This is a genomic window from Limnobacter thiooxidans (assembly GCF_036323495.1).
GTDB lineage: Bacteria > Pseudomonadota > Gammaproteobacteria > Burkholderiales > Burkholderiaceae_B > Limnobacter > Limnobacter thiooxidans.
Genome location: NZ_AP028947.1, coordinates 931,521 through 949,465, shown reverse-complemented (window position 1 = coordinate 949,465; position 17,945 = coordinate 931,521). Strand labels below are relative to the sequence as shown.

General features: G+C 54.3%; 19 protein-coding genes. 3 read left to right on the top strand and 16 right to left on the bottom strand.

What is annotated here, in order from left to right; genetic code table 11:
* The first annotated feature begins 94 nt into the window (after positions 1–94).
* The gene (locus RGQ30_RS04310) at positions 95–478 is read left to right on the top strand and encodes a RidA family protein (protein ID WP_130558163.1); all 384 of its coding nucleotides are present in this window, start codon (positions 95–97) and stop codon (positions 476–478) included.
* Positions 479–511: 33 nt separating this feature from the next.
* Positions 512–2,626 (top strand): ATP-dependent DNA helicase RecG, encoded by a 2,115-nt coding sequence (recG, locus tag RGQ30_RS04305; protein ID WP_338284789.1) that lies wholly within the window; start codon positions 512–514, stop codon positions 2,624–2,626.
* Between the two features lie 183 nt (positions 2,627–2,809).
* Here the strand turns inward: recG and rplS are convergent, their stop codons facing one another.
* From rplS to rpsP, 4 genes are all read right to left on the bottom strand, one after another.
* Complete coding sequence (gene rplS, locus RGQ30_RS04300) at positions 2,810–3,190, bottom strand: 50S ribosomal protein L19 (protein ID WP_130558164.1); 381 nt, start codon at positions 3,188–3,190, stop codon at positions 2,810–2,812.
* 150 nt (positions 3,191–3,340) lie between these two features.
* Positions 3,341–4,087 carry a tRNA (guanosine(37)-N1)-methyltransferase TrmD gene (gene trmD, locus RGQ30_RS04295; RefSeq protein ID WP_130558165.1) on the bottom strand — a complete coding sequence of 249 codons (747 nt, stop codon included), beginning with the start codon at positions 4,085–4,087 and terminating at the stop codon, positions 3,341–3,343.
* Positions 4,087–4,653 carry a ribosome maturation factor RimM gene (gene rimM, locus RGQ30_RS04290; protein WP_130558166.1) on the bottom strand — a complete coding sequence of 189 codons (567 nt, stop codon included), beginning with the start codon at positions 4,651–4,653 and terminating at the stop codon, positions 4,087–4,089. The genes trmD and rimM overlap by 1 nt, the downstream gene beginning before the upstream one ends.
* A gap of 152 nt (positions 4,654–4,805) precedes the next feature.
* On the bottom strand, positions 4,806–5,060 hold the full coding sequence (gene rpsP / locus RGQ30_RS04285) for a 30S ribosomal protein S16 (protein WP_130558167.1): 255 nt from the start codon (positions 5,058–5,060) through the stop codon (positions 4,806–4,808).
* A 141-nt stretch (positions 5,061–5,201) separates the two neighbouring features.
* Here rpsP and RGQ30_RS04280 point away from each other — a divergent pair, with 141 nt between their 5' ends.
* Complete coding sequence (locus tag RGQ30_RS04280; RefSeq protein ID WP_130558168.1) at positions 5,202–5,555, top strand: TM2 domain-containing protein; 354 nt, start codon at positions 5,202–5,204, stop codon at positions 5,553–5,555.
* Between the two features lie 233 nt (positions 5,556–5,788).
* Here the strand turns inward: RGQ30_RS04280 and rfaD are convergent, their stop codons facing one another.
* From rfaD to serC, 12 genes are all read right to left on the bottom strand, one after another.
* Positions 5,789–6,799 carry an ADP-glyceromanno-heptose 6-epimerase gene (gene rfaD / locus RGQ30_RS04275; RefSeq protein ID WP_130558169.1) on the bottom strand — a complete coding sequence of 337 codons (1,011 nt, stop codon included), beginning with the start codon at positions 6,797–6,799 and terminating at the stop codon, positions 5,789–5,791.
* Positions 6,800–6,811: 12 nt separating this feature from the next.
* Positions 6,812–7,741 (bottom strand): D-glycero-beta-D-manno-heptose-7-phosphate kinase, encoded by a 930-nt coding sequence (rfaE1, locus tag RGQ30_RS04270; protein ID WP_130558170.1) that lies wholly within the window; start codon positions 7,739–7,741, stop codon positions 6,812–6,814.
* A 14-nt stretch (positions 7,742–7,755) separates the two neighbouring features.
* Positions 7,756–8,964 carry a lipopolysaccharide assembly protein LapB gene (lapB, locus tag RGQ30_RS04265; RefSeq protein WP_130558171.1) on the bottom strand — a complete coding sequence of 403 codons (1,209 nt, stop codon included), beginning with the start codon at positions 8,962–8,964 and terminating at the stop codon, positions 7,756–7,758.
* On the bottom strand, positions 8,954–9,301 hold the full coding sequence (locus tag RGQ30_RS04260; RefSeq protein WP_130558172.1) for a LapA family protein: 348 nt from the start codon (positions 9,299–9,301) through the stop codon (positions 8,954–8,956). Before RGQ30_RS04260 ends, lapB begins: the two co-directional genes overlap by 11 nt.
* 81 nt (positions 9,302–9,382) lie before the next feature.
* The gene (locus tag RGQ30_RS04255) at positions 9,383–9,679 is read right to left on the bottom strand and encodes an integration host factor subunit beta (RefSeq protein ID WP_130558173.1); all 297 of its coding nucleotides are present in this window, start codon (positions 9,677–9,679) and stop codon (positions 9,383–9,385) included.
* A 56-nt stretch (positions 9,680–9,735) separates the two neighbouring features.
* Positions 9,736–11,439 (bottom strand): 30S ribosomal protein S1, encoded by a 1,704-nt coding sequence (gene rpsA, locus RGQ30_RS04250; protein ID WP_130558174.1) that lies wholly within the window; start codon positions 11,437–11,439, stop codon positions 9,736–9,738.
* Between the two features lie 153 nt (positions 11,440–11,592).
* Entirely contained in the window at positions 11,593–12,282 is a 690-nt protein-coding gene (cmk, locus tag RGQ30_RS04245; RefSeq protein ID WP_130558175.1) for a (d)CMP kinase, read from the bottom strand.
* Positions 12,283–12,285: 3 nt separating this feature from the next.
* Positions 12,286–13,629, bottom strand: coding sequence for a 3-phosphoshikimate 1-carboxyvinyltransferase (gene aroA / locus RGQ30_RS04240; protein ID WP_130558176.1), 1,344 nt, complete (start codon positions 13,627–13,629; stop codon positions 12,286–12,288).
* 80 nt (positions 13,630–13,709) lie between these two features.
* Positions 13,710–14,597 carry a prephenate dehydrogenase gene (locus RGQ30_RS04235; RefSeq protein ID WP_130558177.1) on the bottom strand — a complete coding sequence of 296 codons (888 nt, stop codon included), beginning with the start codon at positions 14,595–14,597 and terminating at the stop codon, positions 13,710–13,712.
* Positions 14,597–15,724 carry a histidinol-phosphate transaminase gene (gene hisC, locus RGQ30_RS04230; protein WP_130558178.1) on the bottom strand — a complete coding sequence of 376 codons (1,128 nt, stop codon included), beginning with the start codon at positions 15,722–15,724 and terminating at the stop codon, positions 14,597–14,599. Before hisC ends, RGQ30_RS04235 begins: the two co-directional genes overlap by 1 nt.
* Before the next feature lie 11 nt (positions 15,725–15,735).
* Positions 15,736–16,827, bottom strand: coding sequence for a prephenate dehydratase (gene pheA / locus RGQ30_RS04225; protein ID WP_130558716.1), 1,092 nt, complete (start codon positions 16,825–16,827; stop codon positions 15,736–15,738).
* Complete coding sequence (gene serC / locus RGQ30_RS04220) at positions 16,827–17,945, bottom strand: 3-phosphoserine/phosphohydroxythreonine transaminase (RefSeq protein ID WP_130558179.1); 1,119 nt, start codon at positions 17,943–17,945, stop codon at positions 16,827–16,829. The genes pheA and serC overlap by 1 nt, the downstream gene beginning before the upstream one ends.

The following is a 17,945-nucleotide window of genomic DNA, read 5'->3' as shown; positions in this document are numbered from 1 at the left end:
TACCGTCCCCATGGGCAATACAATGCGCTGACCCGCGTTATCATTGCAACTGAGCGCTTTTAGACCCATTCACCCAACCTTTTCAAGACACAACATGACACAAGCCACCGTTGTTTCCACCCCCAATGCACCCGCCGCAATCGGCCCTTACAGCCAGGCCATCAAACTGGGCAACCTGGTGTTCACATCTGGCCAGATCGGCCTGAACCCCGCCACCGGCGAACTCGTGGGTACATCCACCGAGGCACAGGCCCGCCAGGCATTCTCGAACTTGAAAGCTGTGGCAGAAGAAGCGGGCGGCAGCCTGGCCAACGTGGTCAAGTTCACCCTGTTCCTGACCGACCTCAGCGAATTCGCCCAGGTCAACGCCATCATGCAGGAATATGTGTCGGCCCCCTTCCCAGCGCGCTCCACCGTTGGCGTGGCCAGCTTGCCCAAAGGCGCACGATTTGAAGTCGAAGCCATTCTGGCACTCTGACCCAGACAGCCCACTCATCTACTCACTACACCATTGACCGCAGCAGCCCCACACCAAGCCAGCTTCGAAGAGCTGCTGCCACTGCCCGCCGCCATTGCTGATGCAGTGGGAAGTGTTTTGCATGCCCCCCACTGGATGGGCCTTGCGCTGCACCTGCCACTGCGCTTTGAAGACAAGGCGTCCATCACTGCAATGGATGCCTTGGAACCAGGTAAAAAAGTCAACCTGCTGGCCACAGTGGTGGGGTCGGAAGTTCAATATCACCCAAGAAAACAGCTGAAGGTGTGGGTAGAGGACGGCGACACCACGCTGCTACTGCGCTGGCTGCATTTCTACCCAGGCTTGCAGCAAAAGTTGAGCGAGGGCACTCGAATCCAAATCAGCGGGCAAATCCGCCAGGGATTCGGTACCTTTGAAATGGTGCACCCCACGGTGAAAATCGCACCCGCAGGTGCTACCAATCCCTTAGACGCTTCAAGCCCGCAGGAAGACATTCCGGCCAAACACTCAGCCAATGCAGTTCTTGAGCCGGTCTATCCCAGCACCGGGCAACTAAAACAAAGCGACTGGCACCGGTGGATGAAAAAACTGCCAGCCGCCTGTTTTATCGACACATTGCCCGCCAGCCTGTGCAAAAAACACAAACTGCAGGCCTGGCCACTGGCTTTACAAACACTGCATGGACAAGCCAAACCTGAAGCCCTTTATGATCTGAATTTGCGCACGCACCCGGCATGGACACGGGTCAAGGTGGATGAATTGCTGGCCCAGCAACTGTTGCTGCGGGAATACCGGCAACAGCGCACATTGGAAAAAGCAAGTCCGCTCAAACAGCTCAAAGCCGGGTTGGTTGAAAAATTCATTGCCCAGTTGCCATTCGAACTGACCGGCGCACAAAGCCGCTCATGTCTTGAAATCTTTGAAGACCTTGCCCAGCCTTATCCCATGCAACGCCTGCTGCAAGGCGATGTGGGCAGCGGAAAAACCTTGGTGGCGGCTTTGGCCTGCCTACGCGCCATTGAAAACGGAAAACAAGCGGCCATACTGGCGCCCACCGAAGTGTTGGCAGCGCAACACCACCACAAGCTCACCCCCCTGTTTGAAAGCATCGGCGTGCGGTGTGCCAAGCTACAGGGCGCGATGAAAAAGAGCGAGAAGGACCGCACCTTGCAAGCACTGGTCAGTGGCGAAATCGATGTCGTCATCGGCACCCACGCCTTGGTGCAAGACCATGTTGAATTCAAGGCCCTGGCCCTGGTTGTGGTTGACGAACAGCACCGCTTTGGCGTTGCACAGCGACTTTCCCTGATCGCGAAGGCGAACAACGGCCAACTGGCGCATCAACTCATGATGAGCGCCACACCCATTCCTCGCACACTGGCGCAGACCTACCTGTCCGACCTGGCGGTATCCAGCCTGGATGAAAAGCCACCCGGCAGAAAACCCATCATCACCAAGTTGTTATCGCAAAAAAAACGTGAACAACTGATTGCCGCCATTGAAGGCGAGATTGACAAAGGCCAGCAGGCGTACTGGGTTTGCCCATTGATCGAAGAAAGCGAAACCCTGGACCTGCAGGCAGCACAAGCCACCTACACCGACCTGTGCGAGCAATTGCCGAACAGGCGAATCGGCCTGCTGCACGGCAAGCAGGACAACAAGCTGAAACAGGCCACCATGGCCGCATTCTCGGCGGGAGAACTGGATTTACTGGTGTCGACCACGGTGATTGAGGTGGGCGTGGATGTGGGCAATGCCAGCCTCATGGTCATTGACCAGGCCGAGCGCTTTGGCCTGGCGCAACTTCACCAGTTGCGCGGGCGTGTCGGCCGCGGCAGCGTTCAAAGTGTGTGTGTGCTGCTGTATGGCGGGCCTTTGTCCAACACATCCAAGATGCGTCTGAAAGCCATGCATGAAAGTGACGACGGCTTTTATCTTGCAGAAAAAGACCTGGAGATTCGTGGCCCCGGTGAATTGTTGGGTAAACGGCAATCAGGCTTGCCCATGATGCGCTATGCCGACCCCATGGTCGACAAGGACTTGCTTGAAAAAGCCCGCGCCATTGCGCAGCAAATGCCCATGGACGCTGAAAACACCCGCAGACACATTCAGCGTTGGATCGAAGAAACACCGTGGTGGTTAAGTTAAAAACTGCCGAAGTAAAAAATTGTGGAAGTAGTTACAACCGTAGTGAACGCTACCTAACTGAACACTGCCCAAGTAAGTACTGCCCCAAGTAGGTACTGCCAATGGGCCATAAAAAAAGCCAGTTCAAATGAACTGGCTTTTTCAGAGTCACCCTGCCGCGAGGCCGGGCACGCGGAAAGCGGCTTATTCAGCGGCTTTCTTTTGCGCGCGCTGGGGCAACTTTTCCTTGATACGTGCAGACTTGCCTGAACGGTCACGCAGGTAGTACAACTTCGCACGGCGAACATCACCGCGGCGCTTCACTTCGATTTTCTCGATTGAAGGAGAGTACAACTGGAATGTACGCTCAACACCTTCGCCAGATGAAATCTTGCGAACGATGAAAGAGGAGTTCAAGCTGCGGTTGCGGCGGGCAATCACCACACCTTCGTAAGCCTGTAGACGTGAACGTGTGCCTTCGATTACGCGAACGCTAACGATCACAGTGTCACCCGGTGCGAAATCAGGGATTTCTTTATTCAAACGAGCAATTTCTTCCTGCTCGAGTTGCTGAATCAAATTCATTTTTGGCTCCAAGTCATCATTCACGGCCATTGGTGACCCAAAAACAGGTCGTGTACCGCCAGAGGATGAAACAATAAAAGGTGAGTGTGTTTGAAACATTGAAAAGGCAAACCTGCCTTTGTACATTGCTTCACCCTTGTACTCACCCAACTAAACCTGCTTTTTCGGTTTGCCTTTAGTTGACGCTTTCGTATCAATTTCGGGCAAGTTCTTCATCAAGTCAGGTCGAAAGCGTTCTGTGTAAGCTTTCGCTTGCTCAAAACGCCAACTTTCTATTTTCGCATGGTTTCCAGACAAAAGCACCTCTGGAACTGCTTTATTTTCAAAAACTTCCGGGCGGGTGTAGTGTGGACAATCCAGCAAACCACTTTCAAATGAATCCTGCGTGGCCGACAAGGCATGATTCAAGACATCAGGAAGCAAACGTACCCATGCATCAACAAAACAAGCCACAGCCAGTTCGCCGCCAGACAACACAAAATCGCCAAGGCAGTAGGTTTGGTCCACGTGCTCATCAATAAAACGCTGATCGACGCCTTCGTAGCGGCCGCACAACAAAATGGCCCCCTGATCCTGGGCGCACAGGGCGCGGATATCCGCCTGCTTCAGCAGAGGTCCGTGAGGTGTCAGGAAAATCAGCGGCGCCTGGTCACCCCTTGCATCACGAATCGCCTTCACGCAGCGCACCAACGGCTCCGCCAGCATCACCATACCGGGTCCGCCACCGTAAGGCCTGTCATCGACTGTGCGGTGAGGGTCGTCTGTGAAGTCCCTGGGGTTCCAGCAATGCAATTCAAACAATTGCTTTTTATGGGCCCGCCCGACCACTCCCAGTTCCACCAAAGCCGGAAACTGATCTGGAAACAGGGTAATGATGTCGAAGCGGGGCCCTGGCATCAATAATCTTCCTGCCAGTCCACTTTGATTTGCCGTGCCTGAATGTCAACATTCAGAACATAAGCCGCCACGAAAGGAATGAGAATTTCCTGCTCCGAACTGCCTTTCACCACAAGAATAGGATGCGCGCCATGGTCTACCACCTGCGCAACCGTGCCGAGCGTTTTTCCTTCCAGGTTAACCACCTGGCAAGCCACCAGGTCAACCCAGTAGTATTCGCCCTCTGCCGGGGCAGGAAAACGCGCGCGAGACACATAAACACGGCGCCCCTTGAACTGTGCAGCCAGTTCCCGCTGTTCCACACCTTCGAGGTGAGCAACAACCCGATCCGCGTGGGGCTTGCTTTGCAAAACCCGAAACGGCTCAAACACAAGGTCTTCCGGTTTCGGCTTTGACACCCGGCTTGCTGCCGTGCCCTCGGTATTCGCCAAACGCGAAATCCACCACTGCTTGCTTTTCAGCAAAACATCGGGCTCATCGGACGACGCCACCACGTTGACCCAACCTTTCAGGCCGTAGGGTTCGCCAATTCGACCCAGCTCTACCAAATCGTCAGGAACATTCATATCTCGGGTCGCTTATCTGGAGACCAATCGGTACACGTGTCAAAAACAAAAGTCCGCGAACGAGAACATTCACGGACTTTGTATTCAAATCTGCGCTGTGCTACGGGCAGGCTGCTCAATCGAACAGGCGCACCCAGTTACCAGGCAATTTATTAAGCAGCTTGCTTGGCGTTGTACTCGCCAACCAGACGGTCTACAGTGGAAGAACACTGTGCACCAACGCTTTTCCAGTAGGTCAAGCGGTCCATTGCAATGCGCAGGCCTTCTGAACCAGCAGGAGCAACCGGGTTGTAAAAACCGATGCGTTCGATGAAACGGCCATCGCGACGGTTGCGTGAATCAGCAGCCACCAGGCTATAAAATGGGCGCTTTTTAGAACCACCACGTGCGAGTCGAATGACGACCATAATTTCCTCTATCAAATTAGTGTGTGCAGCACAGTTTTTAGCCACTGCAAACGAATGAATCACTGGGATTTCGACACACGAAATCCGATAACCCGCTATTATAGCTAGCGTATCCCAATCTAACAAGCAGTGTTTTAAAAAATGAATGCATCACCTCAAGAACCCTTTAAATCCAAGCTTTTTTTCTGCTGGCTTGCCCTGTTCACTGGCGCCATTGGCGGACACTGGATCTACGCTGGCAAAAAACGGTTCTGGATTTACATGGTGACCTTTCCCCTTTCCGCATTTGCAGGTTGGGTCGATACCATGCGATACGGGCTGATGAAAGACGAGCAATTCAACCAACTGATGAACCCGGAATACCCCTCAGACACCAAACAAACCACGGGCCCGGTGGTGATCGCAGTCGGCCTTGGTCTTGCTTTTGGCATGACCGGGCTGATGGCCACTTTGGCCATGGTGTTTCAATGGTACTTTTCCGGCATTGTTAGCTGAATTGGTGGCCGCTGGGCCAAAAAAAAGCCCGCCAACAAGTGGCGGGCTTAAAAGGGCTTGAGGAGACAGAGACACTTGCTTGGTCGCAAGGCTCGCCCCTGAGGGAAAGTATGCGATTCCACAAGCAGTTGGCCTACCCTTAAAACATGGGGGTTACCCACACTTCAAAGGCGACCCGGTTCAAGAGGCCGAGTCAGCCAACAATAATAAGTGTCCTGCCTAGCAAGTTAGTTTCATGTTTTCAGATATTTTTTGATCAGTCTGCCCACGTATCGCGAAACCCCTTCTTCCACACTGAAGAAACTGCCGGTGTACCCAGCTGCGCGCAGATTGGCAAGATCCGCCTGAGTGTAGCTTTGATACTTGCCTTTCAAGGCATCGGGAAATTCGATGTATTCAATGAACCCGTCCCTGACGGCCTCTTCAAGCGTCAAGACTGAGCTGCCTTGGTTAGCTCGCAAGGTATTCAGGGTGGTCAGGGCCACGTCGTTGAAAGTTTGCGCACGTCCGGTGCCCAGGTTGTAAACACCGGAAGGTGCCGTACTGGCCTGCTCGAAAAAATGCATATTGACTTTGACCACGTCTTCGATGGAAACAAAATCACGCTGCTGGCAACCCGCTTCATAGCCACCATACGGGCCGAACAACCTGACCGCACCACCCTCGCGAAACTGGTTGAAATTGTGAAAGGCCACAGAAGCCATGCGGCCCTTGTGCTGTTCACGGTCACCATACACATTGAAATAGCGAAACCCGAAGACCGGTGCTTTCAAGCCAACTTTCATTTGGCGACGCAACACTTGGTCGAACAAAAATTTGGAATAGCCATACACGTTCAACGGCTTTTCCACCTCGCGGCTTTCCACGAATTCAGTGCTTCCGCCATACACAGCAGCTGACGATGCATACAAGAATGGTGTGCCGGTGCGCTGCGCCCACTCAAACAGGGTTTGCGTGTAGCGGAAGTTGTTGGCCATCATGTAGTTGCCGTTGTGCTCCATGGTGTCGGAACAGGCGCCTTCATGGAAAATGGCATCAAACCTGCCAAATTCACCGCGTTCGATACGCGCGAGAAAATCTGTCTTGTCCAGGTAGTCTGAAATTTCGCAGTCCACCAGGTTCAGAAACTTGTCACCCTTGGTCAGGTTGTCAACAGCCAGCACATCGGTGATGCCCCGCTCGTTCAAAGCCTTTACCAGGTTGCTTCCAATCAGGCCGGCTGCACCGGTCACAATTACTTTCATGCTCTTTGTCCTTCAGTCAATTTGGAGCTCTTCTGGCAAGATCACGGCGGTTCCCAACTTGCCCACCACCACGCCACCAGCCTTGTTCGCCAGGGTCACGCTCTCGGGCAGGCTCATGCCAGAACCCACAGCACAGGCCAATGTGGCGATGACTGTGTCACCTGCGCCAGAAACATCGAACACCTCGCGCGCCTGCGCAGGTACGTGGAAACTGCCCTGCTCGGTGAACAGGGTCATGCCCTCTTCCGAACGTGTCAGCAACAGCGCACCGAGATTCAACCTTTCGCGCAGCACCTGCGCCTTTTCCAGCAACTGGACTTCGGTTTTCCAACCGCCCATGACCTGCTTGAATTCGGATCGGTTGGGCGTGAGTATCGAAGCGCCTGCGTACTTGGCGTAATCGTCGCCTTTTGGGTCCACCAGGGTTGTTTTACCCGCCTTCTTGCACAGCGCGATCATGTCGGCCACGTGTTCAAGGCTACCCTTGCCGTAGTCTGAAAACAGGATCACGTCGTAATTCGCATATTCCTGCTCGAACAATTCCAGCTTGGTGGTCAATTGCTCGGGCGATGGCCTTTCTTCGAAATCGATGCGCACCAGTTGCTGTTGCCGCGCAATCACCCGCAATTTCACGGTAGTGGGAAAGTTCGGATCTTTCAGCAAACGCGAACGCACCCCACTTTTCTGCAGCAGGTTTTCAACCGTGTGGCCCGGCTCGTCATTGCCCACCACGCCCATGAGGCAAAGCTGGGCACCCAGAGAACTGGCGTTGATGGCCACGTTGGCAGCACCACCCAGGCGTTCATCTTTGGTTCCGACCAGTACCACGGGCACGGGCGCCTCCGGGGAAATCCGCTCTACATCACCGAACCAGTAACGATCCAGCATGACGTCACCCACCACCAGGATTTTTGCATCTTTGAATTTTGATTTGTCGACCATGGCTTAGCCTGTGCTTAATGGGTATGAGGTGCCTTTTTGGCAGATACCGGATAGAAATCAAGTTCCTCGGCGCGACGCGGCACGATGGAATCCCAATTGGCGCAACCCGGGCACTGCCAGTAAAAACTTTTGGCCTGAAAACCACAGGACTGGCAACGATAACGCTCAAGGCGCTGGGTGTGCTTGGAGATCAGTTCGCGGGTCAGGTGCAGGTCTTGAACCCGTTCATCGTCCATTTTTCCACGCAGCTGGTGCTCAAGCAGCTTGTCCAACCCCAAAAGGCTGGGACGTGCGCGAACCTGCTCACGCAGCAACTCGAACGCAGCCTGTGGCCCCCTGGTTTCTTCGACTGCCTGAGACAACACCAGCAACAAATCAATGGAGGGGTACATAGTGCAATACTCAAGCAATGCGGCAATACCCTCTTCCTGCTGGCCCAGCTTGGTGTAGGCAGCCCACATATTGGGCCCCACAAGGGGCAGGTACCACGGGTTCTGTCGCTCCGCCGCACGCCATTGGCCAATGGCCTCTTCAAAATGATTCTGCGTGAAATAAATATCGCCCAGCAGCAGGGAAGCACGCACATTCTGAGGGTCGGTCGAGAGGGCATTTTGAAGCTCGACTTTGGCCCGATCCAATTCAGCACTCTCAATGAATTGCGCGGCCATTTCACAGTAAAAATGCGCAATGTCACCCGCCGGCACTTCAGCGCCGTATTCACGGAGCTGATCAGCTTGCGCAATCGCCTTGTCCCACGCTTTTTCAAGCTCATAGAGCTCAAGCAATTGGCGAGAAGCCTCGGCTTTCATGGCTGTTCCGGCCAGGCTGTGGAAGGCCTGCTCAGCCCGGTCCAGAATGCCTGCACGCAGGAAATCAACACCAAGTTCGTAGGTGGCCTTTTCCCGGTCTGCGGGGGTGATCTGTTCGCGGGTGGTTAAAAACTGGTGCACCCGAATGGCACGGTCTATTTCGCCTTTTTTGCGAAACAGGTTGGCCAGCGCAAAGTGAAGCTCAACAGTGTGTGTATCGATTGATGCCACTTCAAGAAAGGCATCAATGGCTTTGTCAGGCTGTTCGCTCAGCAAAAAATTGACGCCCTTGAAATACGAGGCGGGCATTTGGCCGCGCATGGACGCGTCCGAGCGCTTTTCAAGCCTGGCGGCCATCCAGCCCAGGCTGAAAATCAGCGGGACCAGCATCAACCACCAGGTTTCAAATTCCATGGCTTGGGCCCAGTGACAACAGGGGCAATGGCTCTTCGATAACAGGGGTATTGGAGTTATTGGACTGGGCTTTGAGCTGGCTCAGCTCGCGCTCAAGCCGTTCCACATTTTTTGTGGCCACGGTGGCGTTGCGCTTGGCTTTCAACCAGGAGGGAACGAGACAAACCCAGGCGAACACAGCGCCAACAAGTAGCGCGATCAGCAAGGCCACGACCAGTTGCACCTGAACTTCAAGTCCAGGTAGCCACTTCACGGTGACCAGCTCGGTATTTCGAAGTGAGAATGTGAGAACGACAAGAAAAAGTGCGATGCGCACAACCCAGGCAATTATTTTCAAGGTGGTCCCCTGTGTGTAGTTGGATCAACACCGATCCATTCATCGGCGTGACAACTCAGGCTTCACCGAAGAACAGTCGATTCAATTCTCTTTCTTGGAGTATAAATCAACTCGCTCACGCAGCTCTTTGCCGGGCTTAAAGTGAGGAACACGCTTTTCGGGCACGACGACCTGCTCACCAGACTTTGGATTGCGGCCCACTCGTTGAGGACGACGGGTCAAGGAAAAACTGCCAAACCCACGAATTTCGATACGCTGACCATCCGCCAAAGCTTGGGTCATGGTGTCGAGAATGCTTTTAACAGCGAAGTCGGTGTCGCGCACAGGCAACTTGGGAAACCGCTTGACCAGCTGGTTGATGAGTTCTGATTTTGTCATTGTTCTTAAAATAAAAAAGCGCTTCCCGAATGGGAAGCGCCACTTCTTCAGACTGATTACTGGTTGTTACCCAGCTTTGCCTTCAACAGCGCGCCCAGGCTGGTTGTACCAGCAGAACCTGCGCTTTCTTCAGCAATTTTCTTCATGGCTTCGTCTGTGTCTACCTGGTCTTTGGCCTTGATGGACAAAGCGATTGAACGGGCCTTGCGGTCCACGTTGATCACCATGGCAGTTACAGCATCGCCTTCTTTGTAGGCATTGCGTGCATCTTCAACGCGGTCGTTGGAGATTTCTGATGCGCGCAGGTAACCTTCGATGTCGTCGCCCAGGTCAACTACTACACCCTTGGCATCCACTGATTTCACAGTACCGTTCACCATGCTGCCGCGGTCATTTGATGAGGCAAATACAGTGAAGGGGTCGCCAGACAACTGCTTGATACCCAAGCTGATGCGCTCGCGCTCTGTGTCGATGGCCAATACCAGGGCTTCAACTTCGTCACCTTTCTTGAAGCGGCGTACGGCCTCTTCACCGGTTTCGTTCCAGGACAGGTCAGACAGGTGTACCAGGCCGTCGATTCCACCAGGCAAGCCGATGAATACGCCGAAGTCAGTGATTGACTTGATTGCGCCAGATACTTTGTCGCCTTTCTTGAAGCTTGTAGAGAACTCTTCCCAAGGGTTGGCTGCACATTGCTTCATGCCCAGGCTGATACGACGACGGTCTTCGTCGATTTCCAGAACCATGACTTCAACTTCGTCGCCCAAAGTAACAACTTTCTTTGGATCTACGTTCTTGTTGGTCCAGTCCATTTCTGAAACGTGTACCAGGCCTTCAATGCCCTGCTCGACTTCAACAAACGCGCCGTAGTCGGTGATGTTCGTTACTTTTCCGAACAGACGGGTGTCTGCTGGGTAGCGACGTGACAAACCGACCCATGGGTCTTCGCCAAGCTGCTTCACGCCCAAGGACACGCGGTTCTTTTCCTGGTCGAACTTCAATACTTTTGCTTCGATCTCTTCGCCAACTGTCAGCACTTCTGACGGGTGACGTACACGACGCCATGCCAGGTCTGTGATGTGCAACAAGCCGTCGATACCACCCAAGTCCACGAACGCGCCGTAGTCGGTGATGTTCTTGACGATGCCCTTGACCACAGAACCTTCCTGCAGGTTGGACAGGAGCTTTTCACGCTCTTCACCCATGGTGGCCTCAACCACTGCACGACGTGACAACACAACGTTGTTGCGCTTGCGATCCAGCTTGATCACCTTGAATTCGAGGGTTTTGCCTTCGAACGGTGTGGTGTCTTTCACAGGGCGCACATCTACCAGTGAACCTGGCAGGAAAGCGCGGATGCTGTTGACCATGACTGTCAAGCCACCCTTCACCTTGCCGGTGATGGTACCTGTAACCAGTTCGCCTGATTCCAGAGCTTGTTCCAGGCTCAGCCATGCGGACAGACGCTTGGCCTTGTCGCGTGACAGCAGTGTTTCGCCGTAGCCGTTTTCCAGGGCTTCGATGGCCACGGAAATGAAGTCACCGTCGTTGACTTCGATGTTGCCGTGGTCGTCTTTGAATTCTTCGAGGGGGATGTAGCTTTCAGATTTCAGCCCGGCATTCACAACAACGTAGTTGTAATCAACACGAACAACTTCGGCTGTGATCACTTCACCTGCGCGCATTTCTTTGCGATTCAGGCTTTCTTCAAACATAGCTGCAAAGCTATCTGGGGCTTGGGTAATTTCAGTTGTGGTCATAAATTTGAGATTTAACACGCCACTGCGGGAAGCAAGGCGGAGTTCAAAAACGTGCTTCTCGGGATTGAAAAACACGGCATATAACTTGATAGGGTGAAGCCCGATCAAATCAGGGGTGTGAGTGTAACAAGAAAGTCTTTGCTGATCAAGCGTTTAAATGCGTTCTCGTGCCCAATTCAGGATGGTAGCAACCACTTGATCAATCGGCATGCTGGAACAATCCAGAACCAGTGCATCGTCGCAAGGTTTGAGCGGTGCGACAGCACGCTCGGAATCACGTTTGTCGCGAGCCATCAGGTCATTGAAAATGGCCTGAAAATCAGCTTGCTGACCACGGTTTTCAATCTGACGTACCCGCCGTTCAGCGCGCACCTGGGCGCTGGCTGTCAGAAATACTTTCAACACTGCATCGGGAAATACCACAGAACCCATGTCGCGCCCATCGGCCACAAGGCCAGGGCTTTGATGGAAATCACGCTGGCGTTGAAGCAAGCCGGCCCTTATTTCTGGCACCACTGCAAGGCGAGAGGCCATGACCCCGGCTTGTTCGGTTCGTATGGCATCGGACACATCCAGACCATTCAACAACACTTGCTCACCCTGAAACTGCACGGGCAGGCTGGCAGCCATGGGAATGATGGTTGCCAGGTTTGCCGGCGTATCAGGATCAAGCGCCTGCTGCGCCACCGCCACCGCCAAGACCCGGTATATCGCACCGCTGTCCAGGTAGTGATAGCCCAGCTTGTCAGCGACCAAGGCGGCTACAGTGCCTTTGCCGGAGGCAGTTGGGCCGTCTATCGCGATGACGGGTTTGTTCAGCAAATCGGGGGAGGAAGAGCCCATTGTTCAACCTTTTCGAACGGATTGAACCTTCATGCCCAGCGAATTGGCCAATGCCACAAAACCGGGAAAAGAGGTGTCGACTGTTTGGGCACCGTGAATAACCATGGTGCCTTCTGCCCGAATTGCTGCCACGCTGAATGACATGGCAATTCGGTGATCGCCCTGCGACTCGATGCTGGTGGCCTTGTAACGCAGGCCGTCGACCTGGCCCAAGCCTTGAATGATCATGCCGTCTTCTGTGGGTTCGGCATCAATGCCGCATTTTTGCAAACCGTGTGCCATCACTGCGATACGGTCAGATTCTTTCACGCGCAACTCTTCGGCACCGGTGAGTACCGTGCGCCCAGTGGCATTGGCAGCGGCCACAAACAACACGGGAAACTCGTCAATGGCCAAAGGCACCAGGCTTTCAGGAATTTCAATGCCCTTCAAGGCCGCGCTTCGTACACGCACATCGGCAACGGGTTCACCACCCACTTCTGCATGGTTACTCAATTCAATGTTGGCCCCCATGAGCTTCAGGATGTCGATCACGCCAGTGCGCGTCGGGTTCAGGCCCACGTGCTTGAGCGTGATGTCCGCATCCGGTGCAATGGATGCCGCGACCATGAAGAATGCGGCCGAGGAAATGTCAGAAGGCACATCGATTTTCGTGGCTTTCAAACTTTGCCCGCCCTTTACACTGGCTGTGGCCCCGTCAGTGACTACCTCAACACCAAAACCACGCAGCATGCGCTCGGTGTGGTCGCGAGTAACGGCGGGTTCGGTCACGGTGGTGGTGCCTTCGGCATACAAACCGGCCAGCAACACACACGACTTCACTTGGGCCGACGCCATTGGCAATACGTAATCTATGGCTTTCAAGCTGGTACGGCCGTGAATGTGCAAGGGTGGACGCCCCCCTTCCTGCGATTCAATTCGAGCACCCATCAACAGCAGGGGGTCAATCACGCGCTTCATGGGGCGTTTGCCCAGGCTTGAATCACCGGTGAGCATGCAATCGAAATCCTGACCGGCCAGCAAGCCTGACATCAGGCGCATGGATGTGCCAGAGTTGCCACAATCTAGCACCTGACGCGGCGCTTTCAAGCCATGCATGCCCACGCCGTGCACCTTGACCTTGCCGTTGTCTGGTCCCTCAATGTTCACACCCAAGGCGCGAAACGCATTCATGGTGGCCAAGGCATCTTCGCCTTCCAGAAAGCCTTCCACTTCCGTGGTGCCTTCGGCAATGGAACCCATCATGATGGACCGGTGGGAGATTGACTTGTCGCCAGGCACACGGGCTGAGCCCGACAAAGCCGGTGTGCTGCTGGCGTGAAACTCAATTAAATTCAAATCTGACATGGCAAGGTATCCGCTCTATATCCGTAAATAAATAGCCTGCCTGATGCAAACAAGGAATGCCGACAAAATGGCAGGCAAAATCAGTTCTGTTTCCACTGGCTGCGATAGTCGGCCGCCTGGCCGAGAATTCGCTCAAGTGCGGGGCGATCGTCGCTTTCTATCGCTTGGCGCAAACTTGCGATGTTGGCCTCAAAAGCGCCCAGCATATTCAGCAGAGCAGCGCTGTTGTTCTGAAAAATATCAGCCCACATTTCCGGCGAACTGGCAGCAATCCGCGTGAAATCACGGTAACCGGCACCACCCTCTTTCATGAAATCGGCACCCTTGGGGTGAGCCAGCACGCTGGCCACGTAGCTGAAAGCCAGCAAGTGCGGCAAATGGCTGACTGCGCCAAACATTTCATCGTGGTCCATCGCATTCATGGTGCTCAGTTTCGCACCAATGCCAGTCCAGAAAGCCTCAACCTTCTTCAGCCCCACAACACTGGTTTGCTCAAGCGGGCACAGCACGCAGTTGCGACCCTCAAACAGATTGGCCACAGCGGCAGAAGGGCCATGCGACTCACCACCCGCGATTGGATGAGCGAGAACAAAACGGGACTTCAAACCGGGAAACTGCGGCTCAAGTTCGTTGAGCATCACCGCCACATCAGACTTGGTACTGCCGGCATCGAAAATCAGGCAATTGGGTGGCAATACGGGCAGGAACTGCGTCAATACCTGCTTGTATTGGCGCACTGGAATGGACAACACCACGGCATCCACATTGCGCAGGTTGGCGTCACCGGGACCCGCTATGCACTCGTCAACAATACCCAGCTTCAAGGCTTCGTGGGCTGTTTCCAGTTTTCTGGAATAGCCCAATACATGTGAAACCAGGCCTTTCTTCTTGGCCGCCAGGCAAATCGATCCACCGATCAAGCCCACGCCAATCGCGAGCATGCGGTTGAAGATCAAGGCTTTTCCCATCACGACGCCTGCAAAGTCGCCAAGGCGATTGGCAATGCCTTCAGGAATGCGTCGTTCTCGTGGGGAAGACCAATGGACACGCGCAACCACTCGGGCAGGCCATAGCCATTCACGGGGCGAACGATCACGCCGAGGCGCTGAAGGGCATCGAACACTTTCATGCCAGCATCGGCGCCAGCCCCTGCCTTGAACAACACGAAGTTGCCGTATGAAGGCACGTATTCCAGATTCAGTGCTTTCAGCCCCGCTTGAATTTGCTCAAGCCCATGTAGGTTCACATCGTAGGTTTGCTTTAAAAACTCGTGGTCGTCTACAGCGGCTTCGGCTGCGGCCAGGGCCAGTGAATTCACGTTGAAAGGCTGGCGAACCCGGTTCATCAGGTCAGCGACTTCCACACTGGATACCGCATACCCCACACGCAGACCCGCCAAACCATAGGCTTTGGAGAAGCTGCGCGACACCAGCAGGTTGGGGAACTGGCCAACCCATTGCGTCGAGTCGTATTGATCCTGCGGTTGCAGGAATTCGTTGTACGCCTCATCAAGTACCACGAGCACCTGCTTCGGCACCTGTTTCAAAAAGGCCAACAGCTTGTCCTGGGGCAAAAAGGTGCCCGTGGGGTTGTTGGGGTTGGCGATAAACACAACCCGGGTATTGGCATCAATGGTTTTCAAAAAACCATCCAGGTCATGGGTGTAACACACAGCCGGCACAACCTTGGACTGTGCACCGCAACCTTGGGTGGCCAAGGGGTACACCGCGAACGCATACTGCGAAAACACCGCGTTTCTACCCTGTGTCAAAAAGGCCTTGGCCGCCAGTTCCAGCACGTCGTTGGAACCATTGCCCAAAGTAATTTGATCCGACCCAACCCCATGGCGATTGGCCAGCTTGGCCTTCAACGAAAAGCCGTTGGCATCGGGGTAACGTCCCAAGTCTGCGGCGGCCTGCGCAATGGCGGCCTTGGCTTTTTCGCCCAGCCCGAGGGGGTTTTCATTGGACGCCAGTTTGACCACCGTGTTGGGGTCGAGACCCAGTTCACGAACCACATCGGAAACGGGCTTGCCCGCCTTGTAGGGGGCAATGGCGCGAATGAACTCTGGAGCTTGATCGGTCAGTTTCTGCATGGTGCTGCTGGTCAGTTGCGTTGTGCGGCTGGGTAAGAACCCAGTACTTTCAAAAAGGAAGCATTCTTTTTCAGTTGGTCCAAAGCCTTGGTCACAGCCGGCTCACTTTGGTGACCTTGCAAGTCAATGAAAAAATAGTATTCCCAGCGGCCGTTGCGGGCGGGGCGCGATTCAAGTCGAGTCATGGACACATTCTCGGCATTGAAAGGCTCCAGCATCTTGTAAACGGCACCGGGCTGATTGGGTACCGACGCGACGAGGCTGGTTTTGTCTTGCCCGGAAGGCCCGGTGACCTGATTGCCCAACACCAGAAAACGCGTGGTGTTGTGGGCGTCGTCCTGAATGTGTTCCTGGAAGGCTTTCAAGCCATAATGCTCGCGGGCAGCCTGCCCTGCGATCGCTCCCACGGAGTTGTCTTCACTGGCCATTTTGGCCGCCACACCATTGCTGGCCACAGTTTCCTGCTGAATGTTGGGCGCATACTGGGCGAGCCAATTTCGACATTGCGCCAAGGCTTGGGGGTGTGCACAAATTTTCTGTATGCCCTCAAGCGTGCCCGTTTGGCACAGCAGTTGATGGTGAATCGGCAGCTGCACCTCACCACAGACCAGGGCAGTGGATTCCACAAGTGCATCCAGCGTTCGTGCAACAGAGCCTTCAGCAGAATTCTCCACGGGCACAACTGCAAAATCAACCTGTTGGGCCTGCAACTGGCGAAAGGCCTCTTCAATGGTTTCAACCGGTTCGGCCTGTACGCAATGACCAAAAAATGACCACACAGCCTGTTCACTGTAGGTGCCCAAGGGGCCCAGAAAAGCCACATGCACTTCCCGTTCAAGCGAGCGGCAGGCAGACATGATTTCCTTGAACAGGGTGTGAATGTGCTGAGCGTTCAGCGGGCCAGTGTTGGCGGCATTCAGCTTATCGAGCACCTGAGCTTCCCGTTCGGGGCGCATCACCGGTGCATCGGTTTTGGCTTTGACATGCCCAATCGACTGGGCCAGGCTTGCGCGCTTGTTCAGCAAGGCCAGCATTTGCTGGTCAATGCTGTCAATCTGATCCCGGAACTTCAGCAGTTCTGCATTGATGTCGGGTGTACTCATCATGCCTCCGATTTTTCAAATTCGCGCATGAATGCAGCCAGGGCTTGAACACCTTCCAGCGGCATGGCGTTGTAAATGGAAGCACGCATCCCGCCTACAGACTTGTGACCTTTTAGCTGGACGAGGCCACGCTGTGCCGCCTGGGCCAGAAATTTCGAATTCAGCGACTCATCAGCGAGTGTAAACGGCACATTCATTCGCGAGCGGTCCTGTTGCCGCACTGGGCAATTGTACAAACTGCTTTGATCAATCGTGTCATACAACAGGTCTGCCTTGATGCGAGCCTGCGCTTGCGCCCACGCCACACCCCCCTGCTCCATCAGCCATTCAAACACCAAGCCGGCGATATAAATGGAATAAGTGGGTGGCGTGTTGTACATGGAGCCGTTTTCAGCAACAGTGCCAAATGTGAATGCAGACGGGCAAATTGGCAAGGCACGATTCAACAGAGCCTTGTCCACGATGGCGATGGTTACACCTGCCGGGCCAATGTTTTTCTGCGCGCCGCCATAGATGACACCATAACTGGCTACATCCAACGGCTTGGACAGAATGTTGGACGACATGTCGGCAACAATCGGGCAGTCGAACCGATCGGCCAAGGCTTCAATTTGCCCAGTGAATTCCACGCCGCTGATGGTTTCGTTGTCGCAGTAGTGCAGGTAAGCCATTTGCTGACCGTTAACCCTTTCCAGCAATGACACACATTCAGGTACATAGCAGGCGGAAGACGCATCAGCTTGGGCATTGGCGTTGTCAAGCACCACGCGGGAAAGACCGTACTTCGAGAATTCCTTGCTGGTTTTTTTAGACCAGGCGCCGGTGTTCACAAAGGCGGCCTGCTCGAAGCCCTTGAGCAAATTCAGGGGCACGATGGCATTCATGCCCACGGCACCACCCTGCATGAACAAGACGTCATGCGTATCAGGCACGTTCAGAAGAGTGCGAAAATCACTGCGGGTTTTTTCAAAGATGGCCGTGTACTCGGGGCTGCGATGGCTCATTTCCATCACAGACAAGCCCTTGCCTTGCCAATCCAGCATTTCTTCGGCTGCACGGCGCAACACCGATTCGGGCAAGGCCGCCGGACCTGCTGAAAAATTCCAAACTCTAGACAT